General features: G+C 41.6%; 12 protein-coding genes. 11 read left to right on the forward strand and 1 reads right to left on the reverse strand.

The genetic code is table 11. The features are described 5' to 3' along the window. Positions 1-54: 54 nt before the first annotated feature. The 8 genes from ACFS5N_RS02845 to ACFS5N_RS02880 all read left to right on the forward strand — a co-directional run bounded on the left by ACFS5N_RS02845 (position 55) and on the right by ACFS5N_RS02880 (position 9,561). Complete coding sequence (locus tag ACFS5N_RS02845; protein ID WP_377182024.1) at positions 55-1,398, forward strand: DEAD/DEAH box helicase; 1,344 nt, start codon at positions 55-57, stop codon at positions 1,396-1,398. Between the two features lie 124 nt (positions 1,399-1,522). Then, positions 1,523-1,789, forward strand: a complete 267-nt coding sequence (locus ACFS5N_RS02850; protein WP_377182026.1) for a hypothetical protein — start codon at positions 1,523-1,525, stop codon at positions 1,787-1,789. An 80-nt stretch (positions 1,790-1,869) separates the two neighbouring features. Then, positions 1,870-2,202 (forward strand): gliding motility protein GldC, encoded by a 333-nt coding sequence (gene gldC, locus ACFS5N_RS02855; protein ID WP_377182028.1) that lies wholly within the window; start codon positions 1,870-1,872, stop codon positions 2,200-2,202. A 12-nt stretch (positions 2,203-2,214) separates the two neighbouring features. Beyond that, on the forward strand, positions 2,215-2,622 hold the full coding sequence (locus ACFS5N_RS02860) for a hypothetical protein (RefSeq protein ID WP_377182030.1): 408 nt from the start codon (positions 2,215-2,217) through the stop codon (positions 2,620-2,622). A gap of 116 nt (positions 2,623-2,738) precedes the next feature. Next, positions 2,739-6,176, forward strand: a complete 3,438-nt coding sequence (locus ACFS5N_RS02865) for a response regulator (protein WP_377182032.1) — start codon at positions 2,739-2,741, stop codon at positions 6,174-6,176. A 1-nt stretch (position 6,177) separates the two neighbouring features. Beyond that, complete coding sequence (locus ACFS5N_RS02870) at positions 6,178-7,008, forward strand: CheR family methyltransferase (protein WP_377182034.1); 831 nt, start codon at positions 6,178-6,180, stop codon at positions 7,006-7,008. Next, positions 6,998-7,585, forward strand: a complete 588-nt coding sequence (locus ACFS5N_RS02875; RefSeq protein WP_377182036.1) for a chemotaxis protein CheB — start codon at positions 6,998-7,000, stop codon at positions 7,583-7,585. Before ACFS5N_RS02870 ends, ACFS5N_RS02875 begins: the two co-directional genes overlap by 11 nt. A gap of 26 nt (positions 7,586-7,611) precedes the next feature. After that, positions 7,612-9,561, forward strand: coding sequence for a hybrid sensor histidine kinase/response regulator (locus tag ACFS5N_RS02880; RefSeq protein ID WP_377182038.1), 1,950 nt, complete (start codon positions 7,612-7,614; stop codon positions 9,559-9,561). Here ACFS5N_RS02880 and ACFS5N_RS02885 read toward each other — a convergent pair. Then, the gene (locus ACFS5N_RS02885; protein ID WP_377182040.1) at positions 9,545-10,021 is read right to left on the reverse strand and encodes a methylated-DNA--[protein]-cysteine S-methyltransferase; all 477 of its coding nucleotides are present in this window, start codon (positions 10,019-10,021) and stop codon (positions 9,545-9,547) included. The two genes, ACFS5N_RS02880 and ACFS5N_RS02885, sit on opposite strands and share 17 nt — an antisense overlap. Before the next feature lie 77 nt (positions 10,022-10,098). Here ACFS5N_RS02885 and ACFS5N_RS02890 point away from each other — a divergent pair, with 77 nt between their 5' ends. From ACFS5N_RS02890 to ACFS5N_RS02900, 3 genes are all read left to right on the forward strand, one after another. Beyond that, on the forward strand, positions 10,099-10,785 hold the full coding sequence (locus tag ACFS5N_RS02890; RefSeq protein WP_377182042.1) for a heme exporter protein CcmB: 687 nt from the start codon (positions 10,099-10,101) through the stop codon (positions 10,783-10,785). Positions 10,786-10,831: 46 nt separating this feature from the next. Further along, positions 10,832-12,061 carry a carboxypeptidase-like regulatory domain-containing protein gene (locus ACFS5N_RS02895; protein ID WP_377182044.1) on the forward strand — a complete coding sequence of 410 codons (1,230 nt, stop codon included), beginning with the start codon at positions 10,832-10,834 and terminating at the stop codon, positions 12,059-12,061. Between the two features lie 92 nt (positions 12,062-12,153). Continuing rightward, the gene (locus ACFS5N_RS02900) at positions 12,154-13,359 is read left to right on the forward strand and encodes a carboxypeptidase-like regulatory domain-containing protein (protein WP_377182046.1); all 1,206 of its coding nucleotides are present in this window, start codon (positions 12,154-12,156) and stop codon (positions 13,357-13,359) included. The last annotated feature ends 15 nt before the right edge of the window (positions 13,360-13,374 follow it).

The following is a 13,374-nucleotide window of genomic DNA, read 5'->3' on the forward strand; positions in this document are numbered from 1 at the left end:
AGCTTTCAGCTTTGAGCTTTCGCCTTTACCCTCAACAAACCCTATCTTTGCCCCATGGCAGCAACCTTTGAGGATTTTAAATTTAACCGGCAAATTCTAAATGCCATTGCCGATGCCGGCTATACAGAACCAACACCCGTGCAGATTAAAGCTATCCCGCCAATTACCAGCGGGCAGGATGTAATGGGTATTGCCCAAACCGGTACCGGTAAAACTGCAGCTTATGTATTGCCCATCGTTATGCGCTTAAAATATGCGCAAGGCGAACACGCCCGAGCACTAATTTTAGCGCCAACACGCGAGCTGGCTATGCAGATTGAAGAAAACGTAAAGATATACGCTAAATACACCGACCTGCGCATAGTTTCAGTTTACGGCGGATTGGGCCCTAAAACACAAATAGAAAGCATCAAAAAAGGTGTCGACATTATTGTGGCTACCCCGGGCAGGTTTATGGACATTTATTTAGCCGGTCATATTATTACCAAACCGCTCCAGGTTTTAGTACTTGATGAGGCCGACAAGATGATGGACATGGGCTTTATGCCGCAGATTAACCGCATATTGGAAGTGGTGCCCGTTAAACGGCAAAATTTGCTGTTCTCGGCGACAATGTCAGATAAAGTGCATGAGTTATCGGCTAACTTTTTGGAGTTTCCAACTGTAATAGAAGTTACACCTCAGGCTACTCCGGCACAAACCGTTGAGCAAAAGGTTTACCATGTACCTAACATGAAAACCAAGATCAACCTGCTGCGCGAGTTATTGAAAGATGAGGGGGATATCACAAAACTCATCGTCTTTTGTAAAACCCGTACAGCTGCCGAGGATGTCTACAAGTTTTTGACGCGTAAGTTTGGCGAAGAGGCCGTTAGAGTGTTGCATGCCAACAAGGGGCAAAACACCCGCATCAATTCTATGAATGCCTTTAAAAACGACGAGGTAAAGATATTGGTAGCTACTGATGTGGCATCGCGCGGTATTGATGTGAGCGATGTGAGCCATGTAATTAATTTTGACGTACCTGTAGTGATTGAAGACTATGTGCACCGGATAGGGCGTACCGGCCGTGCTTTGCAGGCTGGTGTGGCTATCACATTCTGTAACCCGGCCGAAGAATATTATCTCAACAAAATTCAAAAGCTGATAAGACAAACTATACCGGTGTTTAATATACCAGACGGCGTTTTTGTGGAAGAAACTGCTTTTGAAGAACGCCAGGACCTGGCCCGCGAAATTGATTTACAAAAACGTAAAGAAAACCCCGATTTTAAAGGCGCTTTCCACGAAAAGAAAACTGCGACGCAACGCAAAAAATTCGACGCTGAAAAAGCTAAGCGTGTGGGGCATGTAGGGCAGCCAAAGGGTAGGGCCAGGGGTGCGAAGAAAAGGAGATAGAAATTAGCCACCCTGTCATTTCGACCACCGGGAGAAATCTATACACGCGCAATTGTTGACGATGTACAGATCTCTCGCTTTCGCTCGAAATGACAGGGTTTAGAAATAACGGAATCGATCATTAATGAAAATAAAAATCACCCCGCTAAACTTTGCAACCGCATTCTTCCTGTTCCTGTTTGTATATACGTGGATTTACGGCGCGGCAGTAACCGGTCCAAAATATCCACATTTAAGCGGCGCTATCAGCTTAATCTTTCTGCTATTTGCTTTTGTAGTGTCATTTATGGATATAATGTTTCGTAATTTTTTTCCTGACACCAAAAAGTTATGGCTCATTGAGCTAAGCTTTATAACTTTGGCCGCTATAATATTTTTAATTGTTAAATAACGATAAATGAACCATCACGGGCTACCAACAATAACAACAACGTTACTGGAAGCTCACCGTAATAAAAATCAAATAACTCGATGAAAACCGCCGAAATAAAAGTTACTGTACAACTTGACGATAATAACGTTCCTGAAAACATTGTTTGGGAATCAACCGATTCAACTAATAAAGAGGCTGTGCCTGTAAAATCAATGATGCTGGCGCTGTGGGATCATAACTATAAGAATGCGCTGCGTATTGATCTGTGGACAAAAGATATGTCGGTTGATGAAATGAAGATATTCTTTTTTCAAACCCTGATGACCATGGGCGACAGCTTTCTTCGGGCCACTGGCGAAAAAAATATTGTTGAAGACCTTCGTGATTATTGCGATCACTTTGCCGATAAAATGCAAATCCCAAGATCATAAACAGACCAGCTTATGCGTTTACCGTCACTCGTATCATTTGTAGGCTTTGTGCTTTTAATGGCCGGCACCTGGTGCCCGTTACTGCGTCCGTTTCACCTGTTCAATATGGACGTTTACGATCTTAATCGCCCTTATGGTATGGTTATTTTACTGACAGCTGTGGTTGGCATCTTAGGCGTAATATTAAACCACATACAGTTAGTGCGCTTAACCGGTTGGGTAGGCCTGGTGCTGGTGCTGGTATTGTACGTTGCCGCATTTATGAAAGTACATACCAGTTTTAGCTTTTTACCCTTTAAGTCTATAGCCGGTTTTTTAACACGGCAAATAGCATTTAAATGGGGATGGTATATGCTCATCGCAGGCCCGCTTGTTGCGCTGATAGGTACCATGTTTAAAACCTCTAAATATTCCCGTTAGCTATAAATGTTTAAAAAACAGCGCGAACAATAATAAAATCGCGCTGTTTTTGCATCCGCAGGTGTGTAAATCAAAAAATGTTTTTTACATATTTGCAAATAACAAATCATCTATAAATGTTCAAACTATCTTTCAGGAACCAGGTATTGGCCGGCTTCGGCATCTCTATATTGCTGGTATTTGTCGTTGGATATCTGTCTTTTAACAGTATTAATCAATTAGAAGACGACACCGTAATGGTAGATCATACCCAAAAAGTGATCAGGTCGGCCAATAATCTGTTAATGCAATTGGTTGATGCAGAAACCGGTATGCGCGGCTACGCTGCTTCAGGACGTGACGCTTTTCTTGAACCGTACAACGCGGCTTTACCTGAGGTGCATAATAATCTTGAAGACCTGCGTTTGCTTATTTCTGATAACCCGGTGCAGGTACAAAGGGTTGAAGCTTTATCTAAATTGGTAAACTCGCAGTTAAACGTTTTAAAAACTGATGTAGATGCGCGCCAGAAATATGGTTTGGAATACATGGTGCAACATATGATGTTTCTTGCGGGCAAACAGAATATGGATTCTATTCGGCAGGTAATATCGCGCGTCAAAGATCATGAGAGCCAATTATTAGCCAAGCGTAAAGAAAGCTCGAAACAAGCTTCAACCAATGCTGTGATATTTATTGGGGTAGGCTGTGCAATATTTTTACTGATCATTATCGTATTGTTCTTCTATATCCAAAAAACTTTTGCTGAACAAAAGAAAATAGAAGAAGCGATAAAAATCACCAATATTGAGCTGGAAAAAGTACTGGACGAAAACGAAGCAAAAAATTGGCTGCTCACCGGTTCCGGCAATCTCAACGAAAAAATGCAGGGACAGCAAAGCGAGAAAGAGCTTACCGAAAATGTGCTTAATCAGATAGCTAAATATACCGGGGCATCGATGGCTACGTTGTATTTGTATAATGACAAGGATGACCGGCTTGACCTGTATGCTACTTACGCCTTCTCTAACCTCAATTTTATCAAAAAAAGCATCGCCTTGGGCGAGGGTTGGATAGGAGAAGTTGCACGCAGTGAAAAAGCGGCGGTAGTTAAAGGGAAGCTAAATGACAAGCTTGAAATCCAGTCGTCAATGATTTCAGACGGCAATGTTGAAAGCTACATTTTGCCTTTCTTTTTCGATAAAAAGCTGAAGGGCGTTATAGAGGTTGCTTATGCTGATGAGATAAAAGATATTACCAAAGAATTCCTCACAATAGTAAGTAATGATATTGGGGTGTCTGTAAATACTGCACAGGCGCGTACCATTATGCACGATTTGTACGAGGAAACGCAACAGCAGGCTGAAGAACTGGCTTCGCAGCAAGAAGAAATGCGCGTAACCAACGAAGAGCTGATGAACAAGACGGAAATGCTCGAGGCATCAGAAGAAGAGCTTCGGGTGCAGCAGGAAGAATTACGTACAATTAATGCTGAACTTGAAGAAAAAGCCAGTTTATTAGAAGAAAAAAACCAGGCAATCGAAGAGGCGCAGGCAAATATAAACGCCAAAGTTGAAGAGCTTGAAACCACCAGTCGTTATAAATCTGAGTTTTTGGCTAACATGAGCCATGAGCTGCGTACGCCGCTAAATAGTATCCTGGTATTGGCGCGTATTCTGAAAGATAATAAACCGCATAACCTTTCAGAAGATCAGGTTAAATATGCTAGCGTAATATTTAACGCAGGTAATGACTTGCTTACGCTGATTAATGATATCCTTGACCTTTCAAAAATTGAGTCTGGCAAACTGGATATGCAAAACGAGGATATCAGGATATCAGACATTCTTGCCGATATGGAAAGTCTGTTTGCTGAGCTGGCAACCAACAAGCAAATACGTTTTACCACCAGCGCTAAAAATACACCCGAGACCATATTTACTGATAAGGTTAGAGTAGAGCAGGTTATCAAAAACTTGCTTTCGAATGCATTCAAATTCACACCAGAGCATGGCGCTATCGCCATTAATGTTGAGCCGGGTAAATCGCCAGAAACAATTAGCTTTACCATTAAGGATACAGGCATCGGTATCCCCGCCGATAAGCAAAAGATTATTTTCGAGGCTTTTCAGCAAGCTGATGGCTCAACCAGCCGCAAATATGGTGGCACCGGTCTGGGCTTGTCTATCAGCCGCGAACTGGCTTCATTATTAGGCGGCGCAATCACCCTGCGCAGTAAACAAGGCGAGGGTAGCGAGTTTACTTTAACTATCCCGCTCAGAGTTAAAGACGTGGTGCTGGCTGAAGATGATATTTTACCAACTGTCGAAACCTTTAAACCGGCAGCTGAGTTTACCAGTCCGGTGTTGCCAAAACCAGTTCGCAAATTTGACCGCGACCCATTGGTTGTAATTGTAGAGGACGACAAAAACTTTGCAATTATTCTTCAGGATTATTCGCGTGATCATGGCTATAAATCGGTGGTTGTTAACGAGGGAACAGATGCAGTGCAAACTATTAAGGATAACCAGCCCGATGCAGTCATTCTGGATATCATGCTGCCCGGTAAAGATGGCTGGCAGATATTGAAAGAATTGAAACAAGATCCTGAAACGGCTGAGATACCGGTACACTTAATGTCGGCCGGCGATGCTACTGCTAACCGGGTACGTAAAGAAGGTGCTATCAGCTTCATGAAAAAGCCGATAGACACCGGTGTGCTTGACAAACTATTTGCTGACATCATGGCTAACAGCGGCACGCAGTTTAAACAGATTTTGCTGGTTGAAGACCATAAGGCCCAAAGCCAGGCGTTGAAAGACATGATGCAAGCAAACGGTATCACCGTCGATCAGGCATTTGATGGCGAGTCGGCATTCAGGATGTTGCATGAAAATGATTACCAATGTGTAATTCTGGACCTTAATTTGCCTGATATATCCGGTTTGGATTTGTTGGACAAAATTAAAGAGACTGAGCGTTTCCAGTCATTGCCGGTTATTGTCAACACTGCTATGGAACTTGACAAAACATCAGTGAGCCGGTTAATGAAATATGCTAACGCGATGGTTGTAAAAACAAATAAATCATCAGACAGGTTAATTGACGAAGTGAACCTGTTTTTAAATAAAATTAGTACCACTAGCCCGCAACAAACGGGCACAACTGCTACGAAAACTATGACTACTGGCAATGATGGCGTTAAAGGAAAGAAAGTGTTAATTGTCGATGACGATATGCGTAATATTTTTGCTTTAAGCAGCGCCTTGCAAGGTTACGACATGATTGTGGAGATTGCCAATGACGGTGAAGAAGCTTTGGAAAAGCTGAACCAGATTCCTGACGTCGATATCGTATTAATGGACATTATGATGCCAAAAATGGACGGTTACGAAGCTACACGCAACATCCGCAAGCAAGGCAAATGGGCCCGGCTGCCGGTTATAGCGTTAACAGCAAAAGCTATGAAGGATGACCGTGAGAAATGTATTGAAGCCGGTGCCAACGACTATATTACCAAGCCTGTAGATATGGACCGCCTGATAGCGTTAATGCAGTTATGGTTAGACAAGTAATATGTATGCCGGTATCGAAACAGTAACCACTCCTGAAATAACAGAGATTATTGATCTGGTAAACAAGCTTTATGGGTTTGACTTTAGCAGCTATACCAAAGCCTCTTTAAAGCGTCGCATTACGCGTATTATGCAACTAAAAAAGCTGCAATTTTATGATTTAAAGCATATTTTAGTTAATGATAAAGCTTTTTTTCAGCATTTCCTGGAAGAGGTTACAGTGAATGTTACTGAAATGTTTCGGGATCCCTCATTTTACCGGGCGTTTAATGCGCAGGTTATTCCATATCTTTCGTCCTATCAGCATAGCAAAATATGGGTCGCAGGGTGTTCATCAGGCGAAGAGGTTTATTCGCTGGCCATATTACTTAATCAGGCCGGTCTTCGTAAAAAATCATTTATATACGGCACAGATATTAACACCGAGTGTTTAAAAGAAGCACGTAAAGGTATTTATAGCCTGCGTAAGATTAAAAGTTACATCGAAAACTATCAGATGGCAGGGCTTGAAGGTACGCTAACCGATCATTTCACCGTTTTATATGACGCTGCAACTATACATACTGAATTGAAACAAAATACGTTATTCTCCGTACACAATCTCGTATCAGATAACGTTTTTAATGAGTTTCAGTTGATATCCTGCAGAAACGTATTTATCTATTTCGAAATACCGTTACAAGAGAGAATTCTTGAGCTTTTTTATAAGAGTTTGGCGCCATTAGGTTTTTTATGTCTCGGTTCGAAAGAAACTATCCGATCAGACTTTTTTAAGAAAAAATTCAAAGTCATCAACCAAAAGGAAAATATATACCAAAAAATTGGCGCTTGACCAACATATTATTGAACGCTGGCGCAATACAGATTTGTTGTTGCTCGGCGGTTCTGCGGGTTCATTTAAGCCCATTTATAGCGCCGTAAAGGTGTTTCCTTCTAACCTTAATAAAGCGGTTCTGGTAATCATCCACCGTAAAAAAAACTTTTTTAGCGAAATTGAAAAACTATTTGCCGAAAGTAGCCGTATGTCTCTTCGCGAAGTGAGCGACAAAGATGTAATCACCAATAATACGGTCTACATTGCACCGGCAAATTATCACACATTAATTGAAAAAGACCGATCATTTAGTTTAGACGTCTCTGACGCAGTTTGGTATTCAAAACCATCAATTGATGTAGCTTTTGATAGTGCCTCAGATATTTATTGCGAAAGATGTACCGCTGTTTTGTTTTCGGGAGCAAATCCTGACGGTGCTGCAGGCTTACTAAAATTACGGCAAAACGGAGCACTTACAATAGCACAAAACCCGGCGGAGGCCGAGATGCCTGAAATGCCTATGGCTGCTATAAATATGGATGCAGCTGAATACATACTTAATACCAAAGAAATGCTTGAACTTTTTCAACTATAAATTTATTCTCACCCAAATTATTATTAATGCCGCCCCCTGTTCACATCCTTATAGTCGATGACCGCGAAGAGAATATCATAGCGCTTGAAGCGCTGTTGAACCGAACTGATATTAGGTTACATTCTACCACCTCGGCTAACGATGCCCTGCGCATAGCCTGGGAAAATAACATTGCCATTGCCCTTGTAGACGTACAAATGCCTGAGATGGATGGCTTTGAGTTTGTGGAAATGTTGAAATCAAATCCACGTACCAAAGATATTCTGGTGCTGTTTGTTACCGCTATATCAAAAGAAACACGTTATGCTGTGAAAGGTTTGGGCGTTGGTGCTGTCGATTATTTGTACAAACCGCTCGACCCATACATTACTTCGGCTAAAGTTGATTCATTTATACAATTGGCCCGTGCGCAGGCAGAGGTCAGACAAAAAAATGAAGAACTTGAAAATTACGCGATGGTAGTGAAAAATTCGGCTGATATTATTTGTACGGTCGATGCTGAAACTTTACGGATTAAAACCATTAATCCGGCTGTCGAAACTATTCTGGGCTATCGCCCGGTTGAGCTTATCGGCAAAAGCATACTGGACAGGGTGGTTGACGGAGATAAACCAGCATTTCGCAAGCGTCTCGGCGATATCATTAAGGATAACCTGGCTCTGGCGGTGCTTGACTATCAGTTTGAAACCTTTGCTAAAAACCCGATCTCGGTTGAATGTCGCGTTGCTTACCGTAACAAAACATTGTTTTTTAATATCAACGATGTAACACCGCAAAAAAGTTATGAGAGCCAGCTAATTAAGTCGAAAGAAGCGGCAGAGATTGGGAAAAAGGCTAAAGAAACATTTCTGGCTAACATGAGCCATGAGTTGCGTACACCGATAAATGGAATAATTGGCATTACGTCGTTACTACGCAAAACAACGCTTACTGATCAGCAAAGCAGCATGATTGACATGCTCGATGTGTCGTCACAATCTTTATTAGGTGTTGTTAATGACGTGTTGGATATATCTAAGATAGATGCCGGAAAGTTTAGCATTATACGCTCACCAGGCAAAATACGTAACCTGATTAACGCTGTATACCGTTTATTGAAGTTTAAAGCCGACGAAGAGCACATTGAGTTCTTTCTGCATGTTGATGACGAAGTTCCTGAGTACCTGCTGATTGATTCATTACGGTTGAACCAGATATTGATGAACCTTTTGAGCAATGCTATTAAGTTTACCAAGCGCGGACATGTAAAGCTAAGTGTAAAGCAATTAGCGCAAAAAGGCGACCAGGTAAGGATACAAATTATTGTTGAGGATACAGGCATTGGCATACCCAAACACCGTTTAAACGATATTTTTGAATCATTTGAACAGGCGGACGAGGATACTGCTAACAAATATGGCGGCACAGGTTTAGGCCTGGCAATCGTCAAAAAATTGATTGAACTTAAAGGCGGCGAATTAACCGTCGATAGCCGTGTTGGTAAAGGCAGCATTTTTACTTTTACTAATTGGTATACTATTACAGCCGAACCTGCCGAAGCAGTGACAACTCCTAGAAATAGTGCTGAATTAGCCCCTTTTGAAGGGCTGAATATTTTAGTTGCCGAGGATAACCTGGTTAATCAATTCATGCTCTCCAAAATGCTGGCTGATTGGAAAGTAAATGTCGAAATAGTAAACAACGGAGCCAAAGCACTTGATAAACTTAAAGAAAGAGACTACGACCTGATATTGATGGATACGCATATGCCTGAAATGAATGGATACCAGGCTGCCCGCAAAATTCGTATTGATTTTGAGGAGCCAAAACGTAGCATACCTATCATATCATTATCAGCCGCTACTTTTGATCATGAACAGCAGGAGGCGTTGGCCGCGGGTATGAATGATGTGCTATCTAAACCATTTGTTCCGGCCCAATTGCATGAAAAAATTGAGAAATTACTGGCTGCTCCAAATACTAAAACTCAAGCTTAGCTTGACCAACTCCGGCTACTTTGGCTTCGTGCTCCAATAACCACTTTTTGCGCCAAAGGCCGCCTGCATAACCGGTTAAACTTCCGTTTGCGCCTATTACCCGGTGACAGGGAACTATCACCCATAAATTATTTTTTCCGTTGGCTGCCGCTATAGCGCGTATAGCCAGCGGATTATTCATACGTCGCGATTGTTCGTTATAGCTGATAGTTTTGCCGTATTCAATCTTCAATAATTCATCCCAAACCTGTTGTTGAAAGTCTGACCCGGGCTGTCTTATCGGCAGCTCAAAACTTCGGCGTGTACCGGCAAAATATTCGTCAAACTGGCTGGCCGCTTGTTGCAGCAGCGGCGTTTCGGCCTCATTGGGTTCGTATTGCTCGTCCATAATATGTACCCGGCTTATAAAGCCGTCCTGTTCAACAATTTTGGCAATGCCCACCGGTGTCTTGTAATACATTATTGGCATATGGTAAAATTAGGGCTCTTTTTTGCTAAAGCCCAATTTAAAACACACTAATTGCTATTTTTACAGCGATGAAATTATTTGACCAGACGTGGGAACTCCTTAAAAAAGAAATATTGCTGGAGTGGCGCTCAAAATATGCTTTTAACGGCGTGTTGCTTTACGTGGTGTCTACTGTTTTTATCTGCTATATATCATTTAATTTAACAGCGGGTTTTCAACAAAGCGGCGATAGCTACAAAATTGTTTGGAACGTGTTGTTTTGGATCATCATGCTGTTTGCTTCTGTAAATGCTATAGCCAAAAGCTTTTTACAGGAAAGCAAAAGCCGGTTACTGTATTATTATTCGATAGCCAGCCCGCAGGCTATTATCTTATCCAAAACCATTTATAATATTTTATTGATGTCTTTGTTAGGAATACTGGCATTAACCGTGTACATGCTGTTTTTCAATAATACGCTGGGCGATCCGCTGTTTTATTTCATCAGCGTAATTTTGGGCAGCATCAGTTTCTCGACGGTATTTACGATGATATCAGCCATCGCCTCAAAAGCGGGCAATAACGGTACACTGATGGCAATATTGAGCTTTCCGGTTATTATCCCGGTAATACTAATGCTTATCCGTCTTAGCAAGCACGCCATGGATGGTGTTGACCGCAGCCTGAGTTATGGCGATATGGGCGCTTTACTGGCTATAAATGCCATTGTTATTGCAACAGCTTTGTTGCTATTCCCATTTTTATGGCGAGATTGATAATACCCCGAATTAAACTCCGTTTAATATCATTTTAAATCTGTTAATGAAGTTATTTAAAATATTATTACTGTTATTGCTGCCTGTGTTTGCTTGGGCGCAAAGTGTTTCTGTAAACGGTACCATCATATCGGCCGATAACAAGGCTCCTATAGCTGGGGCCAGCGTATTTTTAAGCAATTCATCCTTTGGTACATCAACAGGTAAAGATGGCGGGTTTAAACTAAACGGATTACAACCCGGGCAATACAACCTGGTTGTAAGCTCAATTGGTTATGAGGACGAACTGAAAGTGATAAGCGTTGGCGTACAACCCGTGACACTCAATATTGAACTTAAACCCAAGGTTACCGAATTAAAGGAAGTAACTATTGGCTTGATGTCCAAAAGCGACAGGAAGCGCGCACTCGAAGAATTTAAGGAAGATTTTATTGGTATGGACGCAAATGCACAGGAGTGCAAAATTATAAATCCGGACGTACTGAACTTTAGCTACCATGAAAACAAAACTGTGCTGGATGCTTATACTAATGAGTTCCTGGTGATTGAAAATAAAGCACTGGGTTATCGTATTAAATACCTTTTAAAACGCTTTGAAAGCGATACCAAAACCGGCAGCCTTTCCTATGCCGGTAACCAGGTTTTTGAAGAGTTGAGCGGTGGTAAGGCAAAGCAGGAACGCTGGCATCAAAAACGTGACGAAGCTTTTTACGGTTCAGCAATGCATTTTTTCCGGTCATTATACAGCGACAGTCTGGAACAGGCAGGTTATCGTATTTATGATTTATCACGCGAGGATAATACCAATCGTCCATCTGAAACAGAGATCCAAAGACATTTGCGCAACATGAAACAATTAAGCCACGATTCTTTGGTTTATTGGTTAAAACAGGGCAGGGCGTCGCGCTATACTAATCAAAAATTTCATGGCCATTTTAATGTTAAAGACATTGTTCAACCAACTGATAATCCTAATTTAAAACAAGTTGTTTTTCCGGATCACCTATATGTGGTGTATACCAAAAAATGGGAAGAGAACTTTTATAAAAACGTTTACAGAAGCCCTCACGATTTAAATTATCAAACTACTATTGTAAGCCTGGTAAATGGAAACATGGCCATAGTAATTGATAAAAACGGAACCATAGTGGGCCCTTCGCCAATGTATGAAGGTTCGTGGTCGCAGGCCCGTTTGTCAACACTTTTGCCGGTTGATTATATGCCTTACAGTACACAGGAGCAGGTATTAAAGAACGCCAAATTAAGACGAGATTAGAATACGCCGGATTTAACATTTTTTATACTCGTTTTTCAGTATAATTATCTGCAATTGCTTTATTTAGTAATTTAAAGCGTACAAAAACACCTATGCGATTTTTACGATTACTGCTTTTATATCTTTTACTGCCTATTGTCGCGTGGGCCCAATTAGGCACTATAACAGGGAAAGTGGTAACCAAGGCTTCTAAAACAGCTATACCTCAGGCAAGCGTTTTTCTGAGTAATTCATCGTTTGGCACAGTTTCCGCCGGCGACGGATCGTTTCAATTAAGTAAACTTCGGCCGGGCCAATACACATTGGTAGTAACCTCAATAGGTTTTCAGGATTATACCCAAAAAATACAGGTAGAAGAGGATAAGCCCTTAATTATTGAAATTGAAATGGAGCCTAAAGTGGTTGAATTGCATGAAGTGACCATTTCAACCAACAGTAAAGCTGACTGGCGGCGAAACTTTGAGCAATTTAAAAAAGACTTTTTAGGGCAGGATGATAACGCAAAATTATGTCAGATCCTTAATCCTGACGTAATCTATTTTACCTATCACAAAAAAACACTTTTGCTTGAGGCAGAAACTGAAAAGTTTTTAGTAATTGACAACCACGCTTTAGGCTATCGCGTCAAATTTTTGTTGAAGGATTTCTCGAGCGATGGGATAGCTGCAGTAATACGTTATGGTGGCGAGCGTTTGTTTGAAGAGTTGCCCGGATCGGCAGCGCAGAAAAAGGTCTGGCAAAAAGCAAGGGATGATGCTTACTATGGCTCGTCCATGCAATTTTACCGGGCGTTATATACCGATAAGCTGACTGAAGAAGGATTTGAGGTAAGACATTTAACCCGTTACCTTAACCCGGCCCGGCCAAGCGACCAGATATTACGGCAACGGATTAACAAGTTTAAAAGTTTAGGTATGGTTGACTCGGCTAATTATTGGGTTGAGATAGCCAATATGTCGAAATATTATATGGACAAGGTTTCGCAAACGCCATATGCCTCATTTGAGTTGTTGCGTCAAACGCAAACACCCGGTGTCTTTGCCATTACTTTTCCAAACTATCTCTATGTAATGTATACCAAAAAACGCGATGAAACTAACTATAAAGATGTGTTTCGGCCGTTGGATATGCCTAATTATGAGATCAGTGTAATCACACTGCCTTCAAACCCGCCAGTGGCATTTTTTGATAAAAACGGTATTGTGATGAATGGCGAGCCCTTGTATGAGGGCACCTGGAGCAAATCGCGGCTTTCGCAACTGTTACCGGTTGATTATGTGCCGTCAGAAAAGCGCTAAGCCACTTCAATCCCA

Origin of the sequence: Mucilaginibacter ximonensis (assembly GCF_042686265.1) — a bacterium.
GTDB classification, from domain to species: domain Bacteria; phylum Bacteroidota; class Bacteroidia; order Sphingobacteriales; family Sphingobacteriaceae; genus Mucilaginibacter; species Mucilaginibacter ximonensis.